20 protein-coding genes are annotated in these 22090 nt (G+C 72.6%); 12 read left to right on the top strand and 8 right to left on the bottom strand.

The genetic code is table 11. The annotated features are described in order from the left end of the window. Positions 1-7: 7 nt before the first annotated feature. From ACZ6ZR_RS02175 to ACZ6ZR_RS02190, 4 genes are read right to left on the bottom strand one after another with little or no spacing between them, the layout of a single operon-like run. Positions 8-322: a nucleoside triphosphate pyrophosphohydrolase gene (locus ACZ6ZR_RS02175; RefSeq protein ID WP_465638438.1), complete on the bottom strand. Its 315-nt coding sequence runs from the start codon at positions 320-322 to the stop codon at positions 8-10. 10 nt (positions 323-332) lie between these two features. Further along, entirely contained in the window at positions 333-569 is a 237-nt protein-coding gene (locus ACZ6ZR_RS02180) for a hypothetical protein (protein ID WP_465638440.1), read from the bottom strand. Beyond that, positions 562-795 (bottom strand): DUF7848 domain-containing protein, encoded by a 234-nt coding sequence (locus ACZ6ZR_RS02185; RefSeq protein WP_465638442.1) that lies wholly within the window; start codon positions 793-795, stop codon positions 562-564. Before ACZ6ZR_RS02185 ends, ACZ6ZR_RS02180 begins: the two co-directional genes overlap by 8 nt. Before the next feature lie 29 nt (positions 796-824). Then, a complete protein-coding gene (locus tag ACZ6ZR_RS02190) occupies positions 825-1145 on the bottom strand; it encodes a hypothetical protein (protein ID WP_465638444.1) in 321 nt (106 codons plus the stop codon). Between the two features lie 111 nt (positions 1146-1256). On the opposite strand from ACZ6ZR_RS02190, the gene ACZ6ZR_RS02195 reads away from it, so the two are divergent. Beyond that, on the top strand, positions 1257-1979 hold the full coding sequence (locus ACZ6ZR_RS02195; protein WP_465638446.1) for a GntR family transcriptional regulator: 723 nt from the start codon (positions 1257-1259) through the stop codon (positions 1977-1979). 262 nt (positions 1980-2241) lie between these two features. Then, positions 2242-2661 carry an RICIN domain-containing protein gene (locus ACZ6ZR_RS02200; RefSeq protein WP_465638448.1) on the top strand — a complete coding sequence of 140 codons (420 nt, stop codon included), beginning with the start codon at positions 2242-2244 and terminating at the stop codon, positions 2659-2661. 108 nt (positions 2662-2769) lie between these two features. On the opposite strand, the gene ACZ6ZR_RS02205 is transcribed toward ACZ6ZR_RS02200, so the two are convergent. Both ACZ6ZR_RS02205 and ACZ6ZR_RS02210 read right to left on the bottom strand, forming a co-directional pair. Beyond that, entirely contained in the window at positions 2770-2940 is a 171-nt protein-coding gene (locus tag ACZ6ZR_RS02205) for a hydrophobic protein (protein WP_465638450.1), read from the bottom strand. Between the two features lie 52 nt (positions 2941-2992). Further along, on the bottom strand, positions 2993-3361 hold the full coding sequence (locus ACZ6ZR_RS02210; RefSeq protein ID WP_465638452.1) for a PRC-barrel domain containing protein: 369 nt from the start codon (positions 3359-3361) through the stop codon (positions 2993-2995). A gap of 246 nt (positions 3362-3607) precedes the next feature. On the opposite strand from ACZ6ZR_RS02210, the gene ACZ6ZR_RS02215 reads away from it, so the two are divergent. Continuing rightward, positions 3608-5503, top strand: coding sequence for a transglycosylase domain-containing protein (locus ACZ6ZR_RS02215; RefSeq protein ID WP_465638454.1), 1896 nt, complete (start codon positions 3608-3610; stop codon positions 5501-5503). A 47-nt stretch (positions 5504-5550) separates the two neighbouring features. Here ACZ6ZR_RS02215 and ACZ6ZR_RS02220 read toward each other — a convergent pair whose 3' ends face one another. Then, positions 5551-6819, bottom strand: a complete 1269-nt coding sequence (locus ACZ6ZR_RS02220; RefSeq protein ID WP_465638456.1) for a polysaccharide deacetylase family protein — start codon at positions 6817-6819, stop codon at positions 5551-5553. Positions 6820-6940: 121 nt separating this feature from the next. Then, positions 6941-9439, bottom strand: coding sequence for a DEAD/DEAH box helicase (locus ACZ6ZR_RS02225; protein ID WP_465638496.1), 2499 nt, complete (start codon positions 9437-9439; stop codon positions 6941-6943). Positions 9440-9593: 154 nt separating this feature from the next. Here ACZ6ZR_RS02225 and ACZ6ZR_RS02230 point away from each other — a divergent pair, with 154 nt between their 5' ends. The 9 genes from ACZ6ZR_RS02230 to ACZ6ZR_RS02270 all read left to right on the top strand — a co-directional run bounded on the left by ACZ6ZR_RS02230 (position 9594) and on the right by ACZ6ZR_RS02270 (position 21950). Next, positions 9594-10436, top strand: a complete 843-nt coding sequence (locus tag ACZ6ZR_RS02230) for a nitrilase-related carbon-nitrogen hydrolase (protein WP_465638458.1) — start codon at positions 9594-9596, stop codon at positions 10434-10436. Between the two features lie 11 nt (positions 10437-10447). Then, a complete protein-coding gene (gene hydA, locus ACZ6ZR_RS02235) occupies positions 10448-11845 on the top strand; it encodes a dihydropyrimidinase (RefSeq protein WP_465638459.1) in 1398 nt (465 codons plus the stop codon). 12 nt (positions 11846-11857) lie between these two features. Continuing rightward, on the top strand, positions 11858-12871 hold the full coding sequence (locus ACZ6ZR_RS02240) for a TIGR03842 family LLM class F420-dependent oxidoreductase (protein WP_465638461.1): 1014 nt from the start codon (positions 11858-11860) through the stop codon (positions 12869-12871). 394 nt (positions 12872-13265) lie between these two features. Continuing rightward, positions 13266-13421 carry an SCO0268 family class II lanthipeptide gene (gene lanA, locus ACZ6ZR_RS02245; RefSeq protein ID WP_396291780.1) on the top strand — a complete coding sequence of 52 codons (156 nt, stop codon included), beginning with the start codon at positions 13266-13268 and terminating at the stop codon, positions 13419-13421. 91 nt (positions 13422-13512) lie between these two features. After that, on the top strand, positions 13513-16608 hold the full coding sequence (locus ACZ6ZR_RS02250) for a lantibiotic dehydratase (protein ID WP_465638462.1): 3096 nt from the start codon (positions 13513-13515) through the stop codon (positions 16606-16608). Beyond that, positions 16605-17930 (top strand): lanthionine synthetase C family protein, encoded by a 1326-nt coding sequence (locus ACZ6ZR_RS02255; protein ID WP_465638464.1) that lies wholly within the window; start codon positions 16605-16607, stop codon positions 17928-17930. Before ACZ6ZR_RS02250 ends, ACZ6ZR_RS02255 begins: the two co-directional genes overlap by 4 nt. 241 nt (positions 17931-18171) lie before the next feature. Next, positions 18172-18999: an isocitrate lyase/PEP mutase family protein gene (locus ACZ6ZR_RS02260; RefSeq protein ID WP_465638466.1), complete on the top strand. Its 828-nt coding sequence runs from the start codon at positions 18172-18174 to the stop codon at positions 18997-18999. 138 nt (positions 19000-19137) lie between these two features. Continuing rightward, the gene (locus ACZ6ZR_RS02265) at positions 19138-20382 is read left to right on the top strand and encodes an MFS transporter (protein ID WP_465638468.1); all 1245 of its coding nucleotides are present in this window, start codon (positions 19138-19140) and stop codon (positions 20380-20382) included. Between the two features lie 104 nt (positions 20383-20486). Further along, positions 20487-21950, top strand: coding sequence for an XRE family transcriptional regulator (locus tag ACZ6ZR_RS02270; protein WP_465638470.1), 1464 nt, complete (start codon positions 20487-20489; stop codon positions 21948-21950). The last annotated feature ends 140 nt before the right edge of the window (positions 21951-22090 follow it).

Genomic DNA, 22090 nt, shown 5'->3' on the forward strand with positions numbered 1-22090 from the left:
GGGGAGTTCAGGAGGGATCGTTGCCCAGCCAGACCGCGCCCCGGGTGAATCCGCCGCGCTCCCGCGCCTTCGCGGCCCGCAGCCGCTCCAGCTCGGCCGGTGTGAGACCCCGGGCGGCGGCCAGCGCGTGCAGCACCTCCAGGACGTCGGCGAGCTCCTCGGGCTCGCCGGACTCGATGAACTCCTCGGTCTCCTCGCGGAGTTTGGCGCAGAGCAGCTCGTGGAGCTCACCACCGGCGGCGGTGCGCAGCCGGGGGGTCAGCCCGGCCGCGGTGATGATGCCGGGGACGAGGTCGCGGACGAGCTTGTCTTCAGGAGTCACGCCGCGGATGCTACCGAACGCCCGCGCCGTCGGCGGCGGGCAGCTGAGGGGCGGTCACCTGCGGGGCGGGGAACCGGGCGGCCCAGAGTCTGACGCGGTGGGCCGAGGTGAAGGGCTCGGGGGTGCCGGCCAGGCAGCCGGTGCCGAGGCGGCGGATCCAGTCGGAGTGCAAGGTGTCCCAGGCGCCCCAGAGTTGGGGGCCGTCGCCCACGCGGGGGAGCGGGCGGGGTTCGTAGCGGTCAGGCATCGGGGATCATCCGCCAGGGGAGTGAGGTGACGTGTTGGAAGGTGCGGTGTTCGGGGTGGGTGGTGAGGTGGGTGAAGGCCGCGCCCCGGGCGTCCTCGAAGTGGGTGGAGGGCAGGGTGTTCCAGCCGCACGGGGTGCCCTCCTCGTTCTCGCTGGCGCACTGGAAGAGGTGGAGGGAGGGCAGTGCGTCGGGTTCGTTGTCGGGAGCAAAGGTCCACTGGGGCACGGGCGTTCGGTCCTTCGGTGCGCGGCGGGTCAGCCGGGTGGCGGGCGGGTGGACGGGGAATCCGCCCGGAGGTGTTCGGTGCCGGCGGGCGTCCGGATGGCCCGGGCGGCTCCCTCGCCGTTCGGGCTCGCCTCCTCGATCTCGGCCCAGACCGACGGGATGTCCCCGTCGCCCGGGTCGGTGGTGCCGTACCGGGTGACGTCGGCGCCGTTGAGGACGGCCAGCAGGCCTGGCCACCGTTCGGGCGGGACGTCGGGCAGCGGCACGGAGAGCCGGACCTGGCCGCCGTTGCGGGTGGTCTCGGGCGCCAGGCCGGTGACCTCCTCGATCGCAGCCCGGAGCTCGGACACGCGCGCGCTGTGCACCCGTCCCCCTCTATGCGTAGGGCTCAACTATATGCATAGAGTAAGGGAGGCTGGATACTCTGTCACCAACCTGCGACAACTGGGAGGACGCGCCCCATGAGTGACGAGCCATCCCCGTACCTCCACGTGGCGGACCGCCTCCGCGAACGCATCGTCGGAGGAGAGTTCGGCTCGGGTGACAGGCTCCCGTCCCTCACGCAGCTGGTCGGCGACTACGGCTACAGCATCAGCGTCGGCCAGAAGGCGTACGGCCTGCTGGAGCAGGAGGGGCTGGTGGTCGCGCAGCACGGGCGCGGCTACTTCGTCAGCTCGCAGGACGCGCCCGCGCTGCTGATCCGCCGTCAGGGCGACGGCGTCACCGGGTCCTGGCGCTCGGAGTCCGCGACGGCCCGGGCCACGGAGGCCGTCGCGGCCCGTCTGGAGATCGCGGCCGGCGACCCGGTCATGCACACCAGGTACGTCCACCTGGTCGACGGGGCGCCCTCGTACCTGATGGAGAGCTGGGAGCCGATGGCCGTCACCGGCGGCACGCTGATCGTGCTCCCCGAGGCCGGGCCGTACGGCGGCATCGGCGTGGTCGCCCGGATGGCCGCCATCGACATCCAGGCCGCCCCGCCGGTCGAGCGCGTCACCGCCCGCACCCTCACCCGCGCCGAGGCCCAGTCCCTCGCCACCACCCCGGGCGGCCCCGTGCTCGCGATCGAACGCACCCACCACGACGCCGCCACCGGCCGCCCGGTCGAGACCGCCGACCTCGTCCTCCCGGGCGACCGCTGGTCCACCGAATACGGCACCCGCCCGCCCCGCCGCTGCGGCTGATCCGTCATCCGGCGTCGGAACGGCGAGCGCCGCCTTTGCAAGGCGGATGCAGGCGGTTCGAGACCGTCTGCGCCCACTCCCAACATGCAAGCCGGAGAGCCCGTAACAGGATCTTGTGGTTGTGGGTTGGTGGGCCGTGTCCGGTGTGACGATTCGTCCGTTGGCGGCGTGTGAGTGCACCGTGGATGGTCGACGACGAGTTGCGGGCGCTGATCGAGCCGGTCCTGCCACCGTGGCCGGAACGGTTCAGACCACGCCGTAGGTGGCCAACCGTGAGTTCACCGTCGGCGGCTGCTACTTCAACAACGACCACAGCAAGATCGTCAACCAGCTCAAGGGGAAGGTCTCCGACGTCCGCAGCTACCCCTTCCAGCTGACCAGCCAGCAGATCGCCGGGCTCTACAACGTGCCCAAGCAGGCGCTGGTCAACACCGCCGCCAACAAGTGCCTGGACGACAGCGAGGCCAACACCAGCAACGGCAACAAGATCCAGATCTGGGACTGCAACGGCTCCCCGGCCCAGCAGTTCACCCTGGGCGCCAACAGCAGTCTGCGCTGGACGCCCAACGGCACCGACCCCGGCCTGTGCGTCGACGACCCGAACGGCAGCACCACCTCGGGAACACAGCTGCAGCTGTTCACCTGCAACGCCACCGACCCGCAACGCTGGACCCTCAAGTAGTCGGGCCGCTGCTGCGGCGGTGATGGGGTGCTCGTCGAGTATCTCGGGCAGGCGGTCCGGAGGAGGGCGACAGGTTCTGTCGCCCTCCTCCGGGTTGTTGACGGTCGGTCACCAGCGGTACCAGCGGCCGCGGGAGCCGGAGGGGTTGGAGCCGCGGGCCAGGAAGCCGAGCAGCCAGATCACCAGGACGACCAAGGCCACCCACCAGAGGACCTTGAGGGCGAAGCCGGCGCCGAACAGGACCAGCACCAGGAGCAGGACGAGCAGCAGGGGGACCACGGTCGGGCACCTCCGTCGATGAGGAAGGACGCGGGCAGGGGCGGGAGCGGGGTCAGATGACGGGGCCGCCGCCGAAGGGGCCGTAGTAGTGGGTGTACTGGCTGCGGTAGTCGAAGCCCTCGGGGGCCTGCGGGACGTACTCGGGGCCGTGCTTGATCTCGTCCTTGGTGCGGTTCACCCGGATGCGCTCCTCCTCGTGGTCGACGAGCAGCACGGTGCCGGCCGGGAGCAGGACGTGCTTGCCGAAGATCCAGGGGCCGGTGTCGACCACCAGGTGGCTGGAGTCGACCTCCTCGGAGAGCTTGTCGACCTTGCCGATGTGGCCGTCGGTGGCGTCCACCGCGTAGCCGGTCAGATCGGCACCCGAGACGAGGCCGGAGGTCTCGCTGAACCGCCAGAGGCCGGTGTCGTCGTCGCTCATGGGGCTGTCTCCTCTCGTGTCCGCGTCACGGTCCGTCCCCGTGACGCTCTGCGGCCGCGCCTACCCGGCATCCGGCGGCTCACTCCCGGAGTGTGACGGCGATCACCCGCCGATGGGCAAACCCGTTCGGCTTCCCGGAACGTGTGTTGCTGGTGAGAACAGTGCGACCACTGACGATGTGGGAGAAGGATGCGGAAGAAGACTGTGCGAATCCGACCGGACTTCCCACGGCGGGGGCGGCGCGGGGTGCGCCGCTGGTTACCGTCCTGGCGGCAGCTGCTCGTGACGGCGCTGCTCGGCACCGCCGCGCTGGGCGCCGCCGCCTGCTGGCGCTACGCGGTGACCGAGATACCCACGGACCTCAACTCCTTCGCCACCCAGCAGAACAACGTCTACTTCTGGGCGGACGGCACCGAGATGGCCCGCACCGGGCTGGTGAACCGTCAGGAGGTGCCGCTGGAGAGCGTTCCGGAGTCGGTCCGCTGGGCGGTGCTCTCGGCCGAGAACGCCTCCTTCTACGAGGACCCGGGGATCTCGGTGAAGGGGATCGGGCGGGCGGTGCTCACGCTGGTGACGGGCGGGGACACCCAGGGCGGCTCGACCGTCACCCAGCAGTACGTGAAGAACATCTACCTGAACCAGGACCAGAACCTGACCCGCAAGGTGGACGAGGCCTTCATCGCGGTGAAGCTCGACCGGAAGCTGAGCAAGGACGAGATCCTGGCCGGCTACCTCAACACCAGCTGGTTCGGCAGGGGCAGTTACGGCATCGAGCGGGCCGCGCTGGCCTACTACGGCAAGCACGCCTCCGAACTCGGGCCCAGCGAAGGCGCCTTCCTGGCGGCGGCGTTGAAGGGGGCCGGGCTCTACGACCCGGTGCTCGGCCCGGAGAACCGCAAGCGGGCCGTCGAGCGCTGGTCCTGGACGCTGGACCGGATGGTGGAGACGGGGCACCTGTCGACGGAGGAGCGGGCGCGGTACACCGAGTTCCCGGAGCCGAAGGAGCGTCAGCCGCAGACCGGGCTGAGCGGCCAGACCGGCTACCTGGTGGAGCTGGCGCGCTCCTACGTGGAGGCCAACGGCGGTCCGACGGCGGCCCAGCTCGACCTCGGGGGCTACCAGATCCACACCACCTTCGAGCGGGAGCGGACGGCAGCGCTGGCCCGGTCGGTCGAGGAGCAGGGCAAGCGGCTGGACCCGGCGCACCGCCCCGCCGACGTCAACGTCCGGGTGGGCGCCGCCAGCGTGGCCAAGGACGGCCGGATCCTGGCGCTGTACGGCGGGCCGGACTACCTCAAGCAGGGGTTCAACAACGCCAACACCTCGAACGTGCCCGCCGGTTCGGTCTTCGGGCCGATCGTGTACGCGGCCGGGCTGGACCACGGCGTCCAGCGCAAGCGCGGCGCCGCCCGGACGCCCGTCACCCCCGGCACGCCGTACGACGGCGACGACGGCATCAACGTGATGACGCCCGAGGGGCCGTACTGGGGCCGCAACGGCAAGATCGTGACCGCCGTCAACGACGGGCGCCGCTCCTACGGCACCATCGCGCTGCGCACCGCCGTCGAACAGTCCGTCAACGGCCCGATGGCCCAACTCGGGCTGGACGTCGGCCTGGACCTGGTCCGGCGGACGGCGCTGGACCTCGGGATGCTGCCCGCCAGCCTGGGCGAGGCGGTGCCCGCCTTCGCGCTCGGCAACTCCCGGCCGAGCGCGATCCGGACCGCCGGCGCGTACACCGCCTTCGCCGAGCAGGGACAGCGGACGGACCCGTACTCGGTCACCGCCGTGACCCGGGGCGGGGAGCCGGTGAAGCTCCGACTGCCCGCCTCCGCAAGGGTGTTGAGGCCGGAGGTGGCGCGCGAGGTGGACGAGGCGCTGAAGGGGGCGGTGCGGGAGGGCACGGCGGGCGCGGCGCGGGCCGCCGGGCCGCAGGTGGCGGGGAAGACCGGCACCACGCAGGACCGGACGGCGGGCTGGTTCGTCGGCTACACGGGCGGGGTCTCGACGGCCGTGACGGTGTTCCGGATGGATCCGAAGACGATGCAGCTCTCCGGGCTGGAGGGGCTGGCCGGGGCGGAGCCGAACACCCCGGACTGGAGCTACCCGGCGGCGGTCTGGGCCGGCTACGCGACCGGATGAGCAGGGCCGGCGGGCCGGTTCAGTGGTGAACCGGCCCGCCGGGCCCGCTACTTGACGAGGGTGGACCAGTCCGGGGCCTGCGCCGGGTCCAGCCCGCGCAGCTGCTCCAGGACCTTCGGGTCCTGGGCGTCCAGCCAGTCGGCCAGCTGGCGGAAGGAGACGCAGCGCACGCCCTCGCGGCGGCAGACGGACTTCACCACGTCCTCGACGGCCTGCATGTAGATGCCGCCGTTCCAGGTCTCGAAGTGGTTGCCGATGAACATCGGTGCCCGGCTGCCGTTGTAGACCCGTTCGAAGCCGTTGAGGTAGCCCTCGCGGGTCTCCTTCAGCCAGGTGGGGTACTTGCGCGGGTCGCCCTCGGTGGTGTCGCCGGACTGGTTGGCCAGGAAGTTGAAGTCCATCGAGAGCACCTGGGTGGCGCGCCCGGGGTAGGGCAGCAGCTGCAGCGGGAAGTTCCAGATGCCCTCCTTCCTGACCGGCCAGACCTGGAACTCCCCGGTGGAGCTGGCGTCGTAGCGCCAGCCGTAGTTCTTGGCGGCGGCCAGCAGGTTCTTCTGGCCCTCCAGGCAGGGGGCCCGGCCGCCGGCCAGGTCCTTGCGGAAGTCGAAGGGCAGCGGCGGGAGCGAGCTCAGGCCGGTGTTGGTCTTCCAGCGCTCCACGAAGGAGTAGGCCTGGTCGATCTCCGAGCGCCACTCCTCGACGCTCCACTGGCCGCCGCCCTTGGCCTCGCAGAAGTGGCCGTTGAAGTGGGTGCCGATCTCGTTGCCCTCGCGCCAGGCCTCGCCCAGCTCGTGCAGGGTCTCCTTGATGTGCCCGTCGGTGGGGAAGGAGATCGCCGCCTCGCCCGGGGCGTGCTGCGGCGGGCGGTAGAGGGTGCGTTTGCTCTTGGGCACCAGGTAGATGCCGGTGAGGAAGAAGGTCATGTCCGCGTTGTTCTCCCGGGCCACCTCGCGGAAGCGGGAGAACAGGTGGTCGTCGTTCTCCAGCGCCCCGTCCCAGGAGAACACCACGAACTGCGGCGGTTTCTGACCGGGCGCCAGCTTCTCCACCGGCGGCTGCCCGGGCTGCGGCCCGGTGAAGGAGGTCGAACCGTCACCGATCACCCGGACCTGCCCGTCCCAGGAGGGGGAGGGGCTGGGCGACTGCGAGGGAACGGCGGGCGCGGGCGGCGTGGTGGTGGCGGAGGCGGTGGCGCCCACCGCCGTCACGGCCGGTCTGCCGCCGCCGGCCGTCGCCACCGCGAGGACCACCGTCACCCCGGCTGCCACCGCCCCCGCCGAGAGTCGTACGCGTCCGGCCCGCCCGATTCCTGCCACCGTTACCGCCCTGGATGTCCTCGCTCGTGAACTGACGATCATTCACAAGGACGCGTCGGACGTGTGCGGTGGTTACGTTCGGGCAGGGGACTGCCCTTTCGGGCAGCCCCCGGGTGTCCTGTCAGCCGTCCAGGCGGTTGACGGCGGTGACCCGCAGGACGGCGCGGCCCTCCTCGTCGGATCCGTAGAGGTCGACCTCGGCGCTGATGCCCCAGTCGTGGTCCCCGGCCGGGTCGTCGAAGATCTGCCGCACCCGCCAGGAGCCCTCCTCCGGGTCCTCCTCGATGAGCAGCATCTTGGGGCCGCGGGCGTCCGGGCCGGTGCCGAGGTCGTCGTGCTCGTCCCAGTACGGGTCCATGGCGTCCGCCCAGCGGTCCGCGTCCCAGCCGTACTCGCTGTCCAACTCGCCCAGCTCGGACCAGCGTTCGAGCGCGCAGAGCTCCACCCGGCGGAACATCTCGTTGCGCACCAGCACCCGGAAGGCGCGGGCGTTGGCGGTGACCGGGGCGGGCTTGTCGTCGAGCCGGACCTCGGGGGCGGCCGGGTCGGTCGGGTTGGCCAGCTGCTCCCACTCGTCCAGCAGGCTGGAGTCGACCTGGCGGACCAGCTCGCCGAGCCAGGCGATGACGTCCTTGAGGTCGTCGGTCTTGAGGTCCTCGGGGACGGTCTGCTCCAGCGCCTTGAAGGCGCCGGCCAGGTAGCGCAGCACGATGCCCTCGGTCCGGGCCAGCTCGTAGAAGCCGACGTAGTCCGAGAAGGTCATGGCCCGCTCGTAGAGGTCGCGGACCACCGACTTGGGGGCGAGCTGGTGGTCGCCGATCCACGGGTGGGCCCGGCGGTAGACCTCGTAGGCGTGGGTGAGCAGCTCCTCCAGCGGCTTCGGGTAGGTGATCTCCTGGAGCCGCTCCATCCGCTCCTCGTACTCGATGCCGTCCCGCTTCATCTCGCCGATCGCCTCGCCGCGCGCCTTGTTCTGCTGGGCGGCGAGGATCTGGCGCGGGTCGTCGAGGGTGGCCTCGACCACCGAGACCACGTCCATGGCGTAGGACGGGGACTCCTGGTCGAGCAGCTCGAAGGAGGCCAGCGCGAAGGTGGAGAGCGGCTGGTTGAGCGCGAAGTTCTCCTGGAGGTCCACGGTGAGGCGGACGATCCGGCCCTCGGCGTCCGGCTCGGGCAGCCGCTCGACCACGCCGCCGGCCAGCAGCGAGCGGTAGATGGCGATCGCGGTGCGGATGTGGCGGCGCTGGGCCGACTTGTCCTCGTGGTTGTCCGTCAGCAGCTTGCGCATCGCCTCGAAGGCGTTGCCCGGGCGGCCGATGACCGAGAGCAGCATGGCGTGGCTGACCTTGAAGCGGGAGACCAGCGGCTCCGGGTCGGCCGCGATCAGCTTCTCGAAGGTCTCTTCGGACCAGGAGACGAAGCCCTCGGGGGCCTTCTTCCGGACCACCTTGCGCTTCTTCTTCGGATCGTCCCCGGCCTTGGCGACAGCCTTGTCGTTCTCGATCACGTGCTCGGGCGCCTGGGCCACCACCTGGCCGACGGTGTCGAAGCCGGCCCGGCCGGCGCGGCCGGCGATCTGGTGGAACTCCCGGGCGCGGAGCATCCGGACGCGCTGGCCGTCGTACTTGGAGAGCGCGGTGAACAGCACGGTGCGGATCGGCACGTTGACCCCGACGCCGAGGGTGTCGGTGCCGCAGATCACCTTCAGCAGGCCGGCCTGGGCCAGGCGCTCGACCAGGCGGCGGTACTTGGGCAGCATGCCCGCGTGGTGCACGCCGATGCCGTGCCGGACGTAGCGGGAGAGGTTGCGGCCGAACTTGGTGGTGAAGCGGAAGCCGCCGATCAGGTCGGCGATGGCGTCCTTCTCCGCCTTGGAGCACATGTTGATGCTCATCAGAGACTGCGCGCGCTCGACGGCTTCCTTCTGGGTGAAGTGCACCACGTAGACCGGCGCCTGACCGGTCTTCAGCAGCTCTTCCAGGGTGTCGTGGATGTTGGTGCGCTTGTACTCGTAGAACAGCGGCACCGGGCGGGTGGCCGAGCGGACCACGGTGGTCGGGCGGCCGGTGCGGCGGGTCAGGTCCTCCTCGAACCGGCGGACGTCGCCCAGGGTGGCGGACATCAGCAGGAACTGCACGTGCGGCAGCTCCAGGATCGGGATCTGCCAGGCCCAGCCGCGGTCCGGCTCGGCGTAGAAGTGGAACTCGTCCATGACCACCTGGCCGATGTCGGCCCGGTCGCCGTCGCGCAGCGCGATGTTGGCCAGCACCTCGGCGGTGCAGCAGATGATCGGGGCGGTCGGGTTGACGCTGGCGTCACCCGTCATCATGCCGACCTGCTCGGTGCCGAACATCTTCACCAGGTCGAAGAACTTCTCGGAGACCAGGGCCTTGATCGGCGCGGTGTAGAAGGTGCGCTTGCCCTCGGCCAGCGCGGCGAAGTGCGCACCGGCCGCCACCAGGCTCTTTCCCGAGCCGGTGGGGGTGGCGAGGATCACGTTGTTGCCCGAGACCAGCTCGATCAACGCCTCCTCCTGGGCGGGGTAGAGCGTGATGCCACGGTCCGCCGCCCATTCGGCGAAGGTCTCGTACAGCGCGTCGGGTGTGGCGGGCTTCGGCATCAGGTCCAGGAGGGTCACCGGGACATCTTGCCTGGTCGAGATCGTCTTGGGCAAAGGGGATCAGCCGGGGGAATCCCGGCGCTGTCGGGCGCGTAATCCCCGGGTGCGGGTGGAAGAACTCCTAGCCTCAGCTCTCTACAGCGAGGAGCGGACGATGAGTCGAGTGGTGCGCGCTGCCCTGTTCCAGACTTCGTGGGCCGGTGACCAGGAGGCCATGCTGGCGGTCCACGAGCAGGCGGCGAGGGACGCGGCCGCGCAGGGCGCGCAGGTCATCGGGTTCCAGGAGGTCTTCAACTCCCCCTACTTCTGCCAGGTGCAGGAGCCCGAGCACTACCGGTGGGCGGAGACGGTGCCGGAGGGTCCGACGGTCCGTCGGATGCAGGCGCTGGCCAAGGAGCTCGGCCTGGTGATCGTGGTGCCGGTGTACGAGGTGGAGCAGGCGGGGTTCTACTACAACACCGCCGCGGTGATCGACGCCGACGGGTCGTACCTAGGCAAGTACCGCAAGCACCACATCCCGCAGGTGAAGGGGTTCTGGGAGAAGTACTACTTCAAGCCCGGCAACCTCGGCTGGCCGGTCTTCGACACCGCGGTCGGCAAGGTCGGCGTGTACATCTGCTACGACCGGCACTTCCCGGAGGGCTGGCGGGCGCTGGGCCTGGCCGGGGCGGAGATCGTCTACAACCCCTCGGCCACCAGCCGGGGCCTGTCGGCGTACCTGTGGCAGCTGGAGCAGCCCGCCGCCGCGGTGGCCAACGAGTACTTCGTGGCCGCGATCAACCGGGTCGGCACCGAGGAGTACGGCGACAACGACTTCTACGGCACCTCCTACTTCGTCGACCCGCGCGGGCAGTTCGTGGGTGACGTGGCCTCGGACAAGGACGAGGAGCTGGTGGTCCGTGACCTGGACCTGGGCCTGATCGAGGAGGTCCGCCAGCAGTGGGCGTTCTACCGCGACCGCCGGCCGGACGCCTACGGCCCGCTGACGGAAGCCTGAGGGGGCGTCGGATGAGCAGGACGGTCATCCGCGGCGGCCTGGTGATCACCGCGGCCGAGGAGATGCACGCGGACGTCCTGGTGGAGGGCGAGCAGGTGGTGGCGCTGGCCGCCACCGGCAGCGACGCCGCCGGGGCCTGGAGCGCGGACCGGGTGATCGACGCCACCGGGATGTACGTGATCCCGGGCGGGGTGGACGCGCACACCCACATGCAACTGCCGTTCGGCGGCACCGAGGCCAGCGACACCTTCGAGACCGGCACCCGGGCCGCCGCCTTCGGCGGGACCACCACCATCGTGGACTTCGCGGTGCAGTCGGTCGGCTCCTCGCTGCGGGCCGGGCTGGACGCCTGGCACGACAAGGCGGCCGGGGTCTGCGCGATCGACTACGCCTTCCACATGATCCTGGCCGACGTGAACGACGCCAGCCTCAAGGAGATGGACCTGCTGGTGGACGAGGGCGTCACCTCGTTCAAGCTCTTCATGGCCTACCCCGGCGTCTTCTACAGCGACGACGGGCAGATCCTGCGGGCCATGCAGCGCGGCGCGGCCAACGGCGGGCTGGTGATGATGCACGCCGAGAACGGCATCGCCATCGACGTGCTGGTCGCCCAGGCGCTGGCGGCGGGCCACACCGACCCGCGCTACCACGGCGAGGTGCGGCGGGAGCTGCTGGAGGCGGAGGCCACCCACCGGGCGATCAAGCTCTCCCAGGTGGCCGGCTCCCCGCTGTACGTGGTGCACGTCTCCGCCGCCTCGGCGGTGGCGGAGCTGGCGAAGGCGCGGGACGAGGGGCTGCCGGTCTTCGGCGAGACCTGCCCGCAGTACCTCTACCTCTCCACCGACAACCTGGCCGAGCCCGGCTTCGAGGGCGCCAAGTACGTCTGCTCCACGCCGCTGCGGCCGAAGGAGCACCAGGCGGCGCTCTGGCGGGGGCTGCGCACCAACGACCTCCAGGTGGTCTCCACCGACCACTGCCCGTTCTGCTTCGCGGGGCAGAAGGACCTCGGTCGCGGGGACTTCTCCAAGATCCCGAACGGGCTGCCGGGGGTGGAGAACCGGATGGACCTGCTGCACCAGGCGGTGCTGGACGGCCATCTGACGCGGCGTCGGTGGATCGAGATCGCCTGCGCCACCCCGGCCCGGATGTTCGGCCTCTACCCGCGCAAGGGCACGATCGCCCCCGGCGCCGACGCCGACCTGGTGGTCTACGACCCGGCCGCCGAGCAGACCCTCTCGGCCGCCACCCACCACATGAACGTGGACTACTCCGCCTACGAGGGCCGCCGCCTCACCGGCCGGGCCCGCACGGTGCTCTCGCGGGGCACCGTGGTGGTGGACGAGGGCAGCTACCTGGGGCGGCCCGGCCACGGCCGCTACCAGCCGCGCTCGACCTGTCAGTACCTCTAGAGGAGCGTGACCTTGGACATCGGACTCGTCCTGCAGACCGACCCGCCCGCCCGGCTCCTGGTGGAGCGGATGAAGCGGGCCGAGGCGGCCGGGTTCACCCACGGGTGGACCTTCGACTCGGTGGTGCTCTGGCAGGAGCCGTTCGTCATCTACAGCCGGATCCTGGCCGAGACCTCCCGCCTGACGGTCGGTCCGATGGTGACCAACCCCGGCACCCGGACCTGGGAGGTGACGGCCTCGCTGTTCGCCACCCTCAACTCGATGTACGGCAACCGCACCGTCTGCGGCATCGGGCGCGGCGACTCCGCGATGCGGGTGGCCGGCCGCCGGCCCGCCACCCTGGACCGGCTGTCGGCCGCGATGCGCGCCATCAAGGAGCTGGCCGAGGGCCGGGAGGCCGAGGTGGACGGCAGCCCGCTGCGGATCCCGTGGGTGGAGGAGGGCGCCCGGCTCCCGGTCTGGATGGGCGCGTACGGCCCGAAGGCGCTGGAGCTGGCGGGCCGTCAGGCGGACGGCTTCATCCTGCAGCTGGCCGATCCCTTCCTGACGGAGTGGATGGTCAAGGCGGTGCGCTCCGCCGCCGAGCGGGCGGGGCGTGACCCGGCGGGCGTGACGGTCTGCGTGGCGGCGCCCGCGTACGTCACCTCCGACGGCTCGCCCGAGGCGCTGGCGCACGCGCGCGAGCAGTGCCGCTGGTTCGGCGGCATGGTCGGCAACCACGTGGCCGACCTGGTCGAACGCTACGGGGAGCACTCGGGGTTGGTGCCCGACGAGCTCACCGACTACATCCGCGACCGCAAGGGCTACGACTACTCCCACCACGGCCGCGCGGACAACCCGGACACCGCCTTCGTGCCCGACGCCATCGTGGACCGCTTCTGCCTGATCGGCCCGCCGGAGGCGCACCTCGCCAAGCTCCGGCAGCTGCGCGAGCTGGGCGTCGACCAGTTCGCGGTCTACGCGATGCACGACGCGATCGAGGGCACCATCGACGCGTACGGCCGGGAGGTGATCCCGGCACTGTAACCGGGCCGGCCGGGCCCGGCCAGTGTCACCGGTGCACGGGTGAGGAGTGCCGGACGCTCACCTGTGCACGGGTGGACCGGGCCCGCTCGGAGGGGGTTCGGGAGGCCGGTCGGATCCGGCCAACGGCCGCGCGGGGCACGGGAGTCGGCGATGGTGCGTTTACCGCCTGATGGTGGCGCCGCCGGACGCCGGCCCGGGTGGGGGAGCGGCGGGTGAGGCGGATGGTGCCGATGGGGGAACGCACTGGTCCGGGGCCGGTGGTGAAGGTGTGTCAGCTTGGCCGGAACGGGTCTCACCGTGGGGAAAGTCCGCGAGGAATGGTGTGGCTGCGGGGACGAACTACCGAACGTTTCGTCGATTACCCGCAACCCCCACACATCCCTTGGGAGGGATCATGCGCGACGAGATCATGTTCCAGGACGACGCGGCCGACCTGGACCTGGACCTGCGGATCTCCGAGGTCTCGGAGCAGACCCAGCAGTTCGGCCAGGGCACCTACACCTCGCCCAGCAGCTACGCGATCGGCACGCGTTGCCCGGTGTGTTGCTGACGGTGAGTGACCTTTGAACGCGGGGCGGGCCCGGGCCCGCCCCGCGTTCTCCGTGTACGGGGTGGACGGGACCGAGGCCGAGGACGGGCACGTGCGAGTTCAGCTGGACATCTTCGAGGTGCGGGAGCCGGTGCTGGTGCGGACGGCGAGCACGCAGCGCACCCTGGCCGAGGTGCGGATCGACCCGGACCAACCGCTGGCGGGCGTGCGGGAGCTGGCCGCCCGGCCGCTGCTCCGGCAGGCCGTCGAGGTGGCCAGCGGAAGCCTGGGGTCGAGCCTGCGACGGCTGGCCGACGACGAGGGCGCGGCCGCGCTCGGCCGCAAGCGCGTCCTCAGCGCGGCCCGCACCCTCACCCGCTACGCCCGCCGCTCCGGCGGACGCCCCACCCCCTTCGGCCTCTTCGCCGGCGTCGGCCGGGCCCGCTTCGGCGAGGTGGCCAAGACCGGCCCGGCCGGCCCCGGCCGGGTGACGGTCCGGCTGGACGGCGGCTGGCTGCACCACCGGGTGCTGGACTGGCTGGCCGCGCCCGAGGTGCGCCGCCGGGTGGACGTGGTGCTCGACGACCTGGCCGTGCTCCGCGACGGACGCCTCACCCTGGACACCGGCGGCCACGAGGTCTCCGTCCGGGACAACGCCGTGGTCGCCGCCGTGCGGGCGCTGGCCGCCCGCCCGGTCGGGTACGCCGCGCTGTTGGCGGACCTGACGGAGCGTCTGCCCGCGGTCGGGGCCGATCGGCTGGACGGGCTGCTGGCCGGACTGGTCCAGCACGGCTTCCTGCGGACCTCGCTCACCCCGCACCGGATCGACGCGGCCCACCTGGACCGGATCGAGGCCGCCGTCGAGGGCGCGGTGCCCGGCGCCGCCGAGGGCCTGCGGGCCGTCCGCGCCGCGGCCGCCGCGCACGAGCGGGACCTGCCGGGGGAGGGCATGGAGTCCTGGCGGGCGCTGCTGACGGCCGTCCGCGCGCTCGACCCGGCCGCCGACGAGCACCAACGCCCGCCCGTCCAGGTCGACTTGACCTACCCCGGCGAGACGGTGCTGCCCGCCTCGGTGGGCGAGGAGGTGCGCCGGTACGCCGCCGCCGTCTGGGTGATGACCCCCGAGTGGGGCGCCCTGGCCCACCTGCGCGACTACCGGGACCGCTTCATCGAGCGCTACGGCACCGCCTCGGCCGTCCCGCTGGCCGACCTCGTCGACCCGCACCGGGGCCTCGGCCTGCCGCCCGAGTACACCGCCGAGGACCCCCACCCCCGGACCGGCCCGGGCGCCGAGGCCGACCGGCCGCGCCGGGCCGCGATCGCCGAACTGGTCCAGCAGGCGGTGCTGGAGGGCGGCGAGCTGGTGCTCACCGACCAGGACGTGCGGAGGATCGCCGGGCTGGCCGGGCACGACCCCGAAGCCCGCCCGCCACGCACCCTGGAGCTCTGCTTCCAGCTGCTCGCCGAGAGCCCCGACGCCCTCGACCGGGGCGACTACCTGCTGCTCGGCAGCCCGCACATCGGCTCCTGGACGGCGGGCGCCACGGCCGGCCGGTTCGCCGAGGCGGCCGGGCTGACGGCATCGTTGGCCCGGCTGGTGGCCGAACCACCGGACCAGGACGCCCTGTTGGCGCAGCTGGAGATCGCCCCGCGCGATCCGCGCTCGCTCAACATCGTCCAGGTGCCCAGACTGCTCCCGCACCGGATACCCGTCGGCCTGCCCGACGACCGCGCCGACCCGCACTGCCTGGACTGGCGCACCCTGCTGGTCGCGGCCGGGGCCGACGGGCTGCGGCTGCTGCACGCCCCGACGGGCCGTCAGGTGGTGCCCGTGCTCCCGCACATGCTGGCCCTGGACGCCCAGGCCCCGCCGGTGGCCCGCTTCCTGGTCGAGCTGGCCGCCGCCCGCCCCCGGGTCTGGACCGGCTGGGACTGGGCCGGGCTCGACACCCTGCCCTACCTGCCGCCGGTCCGGTACGGGCGGGTGCTGGTCGCCCCGGCCCGCTGGCTGGCCGGGCGGCGGCTGCGCGAGGCCGCCTCTGCTGCTTCCTGGGAGGCCGAGCTGGGGGAGTGGCGGCGGCGCTACCGGGTGCCGGACCGGCTGCAGATCGCCCGCAACGACCAGATGTACCCCGTGGACCTGCGCGAGCCCTGGGACCGCGAGCTGCTGCGGGCCGAACTCACCGCCGCCGAGCCCCGGTTCGTGCTCTACGAGGATCTGACGGCGGATCCGGCGCGGCTCGGGTGGAACGCCGGGCACGTCACCGAGATCGTGGTGCCGCTGGCCCGGGCCGGTGGTCCGGCCCCGCGTCCGCCGGAGGCCGAGCGGGCGCCGCTGCGGCCCGCTCCGAGCCGGGTGTTCCTGCCGGGGGAGGAGTGGCTCTACCTCAAGCTGTACGCCGAACCGGCCTCCCACGACGCCCTGTTGGCCGCCCACCTGCCCGCCCTGCTTGCCTCGGTTGAGGAGGACGTGGACCGCTGGTTCTTCCTGCGCTACCGCGACCCGGAGCCGCACCTGCGGCTGCGGCTGCACGGGGCCGACCCGGAGGCGCTGCACGGGCGGGTGCTGCCCGCGCTGGCGCGCGGCGTCCGGCGGCTGGTCGAGGCCGGGGCGGTGCGCACCGTGCTGCTCGACACCTACCGGCCGGAGACCGACCGCTACGGGGGCGAGGCGCTCCAGGAGGCGGCGGAGCGGCTCTTCCTGACGGACAGCCGCTCCGCGCTGGTGCAGCTCGCGGCGCGGCGGGCCGGGGCGGCCGCGGTGCCGGACGAGGTGCTGGCGGCCTTCGGGCACGGGCTGCTGCTCTCCTCGCTGGGCGAGTGGGACTGGTGCTCCTGGGTGGACCAGGCCTTCACCAAGGGCCCGGACCACGAGCTCTACCAGCGCCACCGGCCGCTGGCGGACGGGCTGTTGCGGCCGGGGGGCTTCGTGCCCGCCTCGGAGCGGCTGGGCATGCCGCAGCTGGCGGCGCTCTGGTCGGAGTCCGAAGCCCCGCGCGCTTACGGCGAGTTGATCCTCGACGCGCCGGCCGCCGATCGCGACGAGGCCCTGCACTCCCTGCTCCACATGCGCCACAACCGGCTCTTCGGCACCGACCCGGCCGCCGAGGCCCGCGGCTACGCCGTGCTGCGCGGAGCCGCCCGCACCGTGCTGGGCCGGCGCCGCGCCGGACAGGACGTCAACTCGGAGGAAGGGAACGCCAGATGACCACTCCCGACCGTGCCTGGCTGCGCGAACGTGCCGGGGCCGTGTCCGCCGCCGTGCTCGACCGGCTGGCCGATCCGGTGGCGACCAGGGCCGCGACGGTGATCCCGGACGAGGCGGCGGAGGACGGGCGGGGCGAGAACGTCTGGGCCGAGCTGACCCTGGGGAGCGGCAGCCCCGGGCTGGCCATCGCGTTCAGCGGCGGGGCCTGGCCCGCGGAGGCGCGGGCGGCCCGGGCGCACGGGTACCTGGGGCTGGCGACCAGGGCGGTGGCCGAGGGCGGCACGGTGGCCGGCGGGATCTTCAAGGGGCCGGGCGCCTTGGCCTTCGCGGTGCTGCTGGCCCACCGGGCCACCGGTGGCTACGTCTCCGCGCTGCACCGGCTCGACGACTACCAGCGAGAGTTGGTCCGCACCGCACTGCCCGCGGTGACCGACGCCCCGCTCACCACCATCGGCCGCTACGAGGTGGTCCGCGGCATGACCGGCGTCGGCCGGTACCTGCTGGCCCGGGAGGAGGCCTGCCGCCCGGAGCTGGAGGCGGTGCTCGGCTACCTGACCTCGCTCTCCCTCGGCGAGGTGGAACACCGCGGCCACCGGGTGCCGCGCTGGTGGTCGCTGGACGCGCCACGGACCGGCGCCGAGGCGGACTTCCCCGACGGCCACCTCAACCTCGGCATCTCGCACGGCGTGGCCGGCCCGCTCGCCCTGCTCTCGCTGGCCTGGCGGCAGGGGGTCCGGCTGCCGCGCCAGGCCGAGGCGATCGAGGCCTGCGCCGCCCTGCTCACCCGCTGGGCCGTCCGCGACGCCCGCGGCCCGTACTGGCCACCCCACCTGACGCTCCGCCAGTACCTGGCCGGCCCCGAGGCCTTCACCACCCCGCCCGGCTGGCCCTCCTGGTGCTACGGCGCCCCTGGCGTCTCCCGCGCCGTCCAACTGGCCGGCCTCGCCCTGGACCGCCCCGACTGGACCGGCCTGGCCCGCCGCTCGGTGGAGCGCCTCCTCACCACCCCCCTGGACACCTGGGGCCTGCACGACCACGCCCTCTGCCACGGCTGGGCCGGCACCCTGCACCAACTCGGCCGCCTGAACGAGGAGTTCGGCGAGGAACGGATCGAACGCGTCCGCGACCGGCTGGCCGCCCGCCTGGTCTCCTCCTTCGACCCCGCCCTCCCCTTCGGCTACCGCTTCACCATGACCAAGACCGACTACGGCAGCGACATCTCCGGCTACCTCGACGGCGCAGCCGGCGTCGCCCTCGCCCTCGACTCCTACGCGACCCAGGCCACCGCCTCCGACTGGGACATGCCGCTGCTGCTGTCCTGACCGAAGCCCAGTGGTGAGCAGCCCTTCCCGATCGGCACACTCGCCGGACGGGAACGGACATCCACGGGTTCGTCGAATGAGGACAACGTCCGGCTGGTGGTGTGGTTCGGCTGACGGGCCGTTGCACACACGGCGGGCGAACGCAATCGAACGTGATGGAGTGGGTTCGGCTGTGTTGACCGTCACATGACCGCGTCGGGACGATACCGCCCAAACCCCTCCTGGGAAAGGTGAGTTCATCGTGACGGAGAGTCTGCGGTCCAGGGCCGTCGTGCTGCGGGAGTTGCACGAGGACGGCGTGCTGGTGCTGCCGAACGCCTGGGACGCCGGGAGTGCGGCGTTGATCGCGCGGGCGGGGGTCAAGGCGATCGCCACCACCAGTGGTGGGGTGTCCTGGGCGCAGGGGAAGCCGGATCAGCAGGCGTTGAGCCGGGCGGAGATGGTGGAGCAGGTGCGCCGGATCGCGGCCGCGGTGGAGCTGCCGGTGACGGCGGACATCGAGGGCGGGTACGGGCCGGCGCCGGAGGACGTGGCGGCCACCGTGGAGGCGGTGGTGGCGGCCGGTGCGGTCGGGGTGAACCTGGAGGACTCCAAGCCGGACTTCACGCTGTTCTCGGCCGAGGAGCAGGCGGAGCGGATCCGGGCGGCCCGGGCGGCCGCGGAGCGGGCCGGGCTGCCGGAGCTGGTGGTGAACCTGCGCACGGACGTGTTCCTGTTCGGGATCGGCGAGGAGGCGGGCCGGCTGGAGGACATCCTGGCGAGGGCCGCCGTCTACGCCGAGGCCGGGGCGGACAGCCTCTTCGTGCCGGGGCTGCTGGACCTCGCGGTGATCGCCGAGCTGGTCAAGGGCCAGCCGCTGCCGGTCAACGTGATGGCCGGGCCGGGGGCGCCGACGGTGGCCGAGTTCGAGGCCGCCGGGGTGCGCCGGGTGAGCGTGGGCACCGCCGTGGCGCAGGCCGCGTACACGCTGGCGGCGCGCGCGGCCGAGGAGCTGGTGACCCGCGGCACCTACCAGGAGCTGGCGGGCGCGCTGGACTTCGGCACGGTGAACGGCGCCTTCAGCCGTTGATCGGCGGATCCGATCAACGCTGTCGGTCAATCGCCGACTCCGCTGGAATGACCGGGAGTTGAGGGGTGCGGGCGGCACGGTGCCGCCCGCACCCGTACCGCATCCGAGCACAGCCGGCAGGGAGCGAGGACGAGCCCAGTGACCACCACGGCCGAGAGCGGCACCACGAAGAAACCGGCACCACCCCCACCTGGGGTCTTCGCCACCCTGCGGCAGACGCCGGTCTCCGTCCGGTACCTGCTGGGCGGCGTCCTGATCAACCAGATGGGCGCCTTCGTCCAGACCTTCCTGGTGCTCTACCTGACGGCCCGTGGGCAGTCGGTCGGGCACGCGGGCATCGCGCTCACCGCCTACAGCGTCGGAGCGGTGCTCGGCACCATCCTGGGCGGCGAACTGGTCCAGCGGTACGGCCCACGGGCCACCATCACCGGGGCGATGTCCACCTCGGCGGTGATCCTGCTGCTGATCCCCACGCTGAGCGGAGCGGGCCGCTTCCCGCTGCTGCTGGTGGCCGTGGCGCTGGCCGGGCTGGCCACCCAGAGCTACCGCCCGGCGGCCTCGGTGCTGCTGAGCGACCTGATCCCGGCGGAGCACCGGGTGATGGGCTTCTCGATGATGCGGATCGCCCTGAACGGCGGCGCCGCGCTGAGCCCGCTGATCGCGGCCGGCCTGATCCTGCTCGACTGGGACCTGCTGTTCTACCTGGACGCGGCCACCGCGCTGGTCTACGCGCTGCTCGCGCTCACCCTGCTGCCGAAGGTGGCGGCCCCGGTGGAGGAGGACGAGGAGGAGGACGGGCCGAAGGCGAAGGGCGGCTACGGCGCGCTGCTGCGCGACCGCAAGTACCTGGCCTTCCTGGCCTCGGTGCTGCTGGGTTCGGTGATCTACGTCCAGTACACCGTGGCGCTGCCGCTGAAGATCAGCGCGGAGGGGCATCCGACCGCGCTCTACAGCACGGTGCTGACCGCCTCCTCGGTGATCCTGATCAGCTGCGAGCTCAAGCTCACCAGCTACGTAAAGCGCTGGCCGCCGTACCTGGCGGGCGGCATCGGCACCGCGCTGATGGCCCTCGGGGTGGCCGGGTACGGGCTGCCGTTCGGCTCCGTGGTGACGATCGTGCTCTGCACCGTGGTGTTCGTGTTCGGCGTGATGATCAGCGGGCCGACCATGTTCGCCCACCCGGCCACCTACCCGGCGGCGGTGAAGGCCCGTTACATCGCGGCTCACCAGGCCGGGTTCGGGGTCGGGTTGGCTCTCGGCCCGACCCTGGGGGTGCTCGCCTGGAGCACGCTCGGGAACGGGATCTGGTGGGTCTGCGGAGCCGTCGGCCTGGTGGCCGCGCTCTGCGCCCACCTGGGCATGCGGGGGGCGAACGCCGCCTGACGCACCGACACACGGGGGAGTGGGCCGCCGGGCTACACCGGGCGGTCCACTCCCCCGTGTGCGCACTTCCTCCTTGATCAGGACGAGGGAAGAGGATGGGGCACATGGGGAGACCCGAGAGACCGGTGGACGCCTCGGGCGGAGTGGTGGCGGAGTTCGCCGGCCGGCTCCGCCGTCTGCGTGCCGAGGCGGGCAGTCCGACCTACCGGGACATGGCCAGGACCGCCATGTACTCCGCGTCGGTGCTCTCCAGCGCGGCCAACGGCCACCGCCTGCCCACCCTCCAGGTCGCCCTGGCGTACGTCGCGGCCTGCGGCGGTGAGCGGGAGGAGTGGCGGCGGCGCTGGCTGGACGCGGCGGCCCACGGCGGGGTGCCGGTGATCGGCAGCCGCCCGGCGGCGCCGCCGCAGCGGCAGCCGCCCTCCCCGGTGCCCGAGTCGACGCCCTGGACGAACGGCTGGACGAACGGCTGGACGGTGCCGGCGGACCGCCCGGAGGGGGGCCGGGGCACCCCCGAGGACGAGCCGTACGCGGTGCCGGTCGCCCCGGCCCTGACCGCCCCGCCGATGGGCCCCTCCGTTCCCGTCCAACTGCCGCTCAGACCCCAGGGGTTGATCGGACGCCAGGCCGAGCTCGGGCGGCTCGGCGGGCCCGGCGGGAGCCCGGTGGTGATCAGCGGGCCGGTCGGGGTCGGCAAGAGCGGACTGGCGCTGCGGCACGCGCACGACCTGGCGCCCGGCATGGTGGACGGCCAGCTCTACGCGGATCTCGGACCGCTCGCCGAGGACGACTACGACCTCGGCGGGCTGCTCTGCTCCTTCCTGGTGGCGCTCGGGGTCGAACCGGAGCGGATCCCCGCCGCCGCCGACCAACGCGCCGCGCTGTACCGCTCGTTGATCGCCCGCCGCCGGGTGCTGGTGCTGCTGGACAACGTGCACTGCGAGCGTCAGGTCCGGCCGCTGCTCACCGACAGCGCCACCAGCACCACCCTGGTGGTCAGCCGCTCCGCCCTGCTCGGCCTGCGCGACGTCCGGCGGCTGCGCCTGGACCCGCTGTCCCGCGCCGAGTCGCTGCACCTGATCGCCGCCGTCCTGCCCGAGCGCGCCGGGGCCGACCCGGCCGCTGCGGACCGGCTGGCCGAGCTCTGCGGCGACCTCCCGCTCGCCCTGGACATCGCCACCCGCAGGCTGCTGCCCCGCCCCGAGGTACCGCTGCGCTGGGCGGTCGCCCGGCTCGCCGAACCCGCCGCGCTGCTCGACTGGTTGAGCGTCGGGGACCTCTCGATGCGGGAGTCGCTGAACTCCGCCCACCTGCAACTGGGAGCGCCTGCGGCCGAGTTGCTCGACCGGCTGGCCCGGATCCCGGTGCGTGACCTATGGGCGCAGGAGCCGTTGCTGGCCGAGGAGGAGGCGGTGGACGAGTTGGTGGAGGCGGGCGTACTGCAGCGCGGCGAACGCCCCGGCGGCTACCGGCTGGACCCACTGGCACGGGCCTTCGTCCGCGACCGCGACCCGGCACGCAACCTGCTGCCTCGCCGCACCCGCCCCTTCCCGCGGATCCGTCCCTAGTGCCGTGCCCGGCGAGGTTTGCCCCGTCACGCCGCCCGGCACGCCCTCTCGCCGCACCGGCCAAAAGCCCGGGTAGCTCCGCTACGACGGGCCTTCGCCCGGCACGCCGATAGCACGCACCGAACGACGCGACGGGGCAA

This window comes from Kitasatospora sp. NPDC088742, assembly GCF_055584905.1.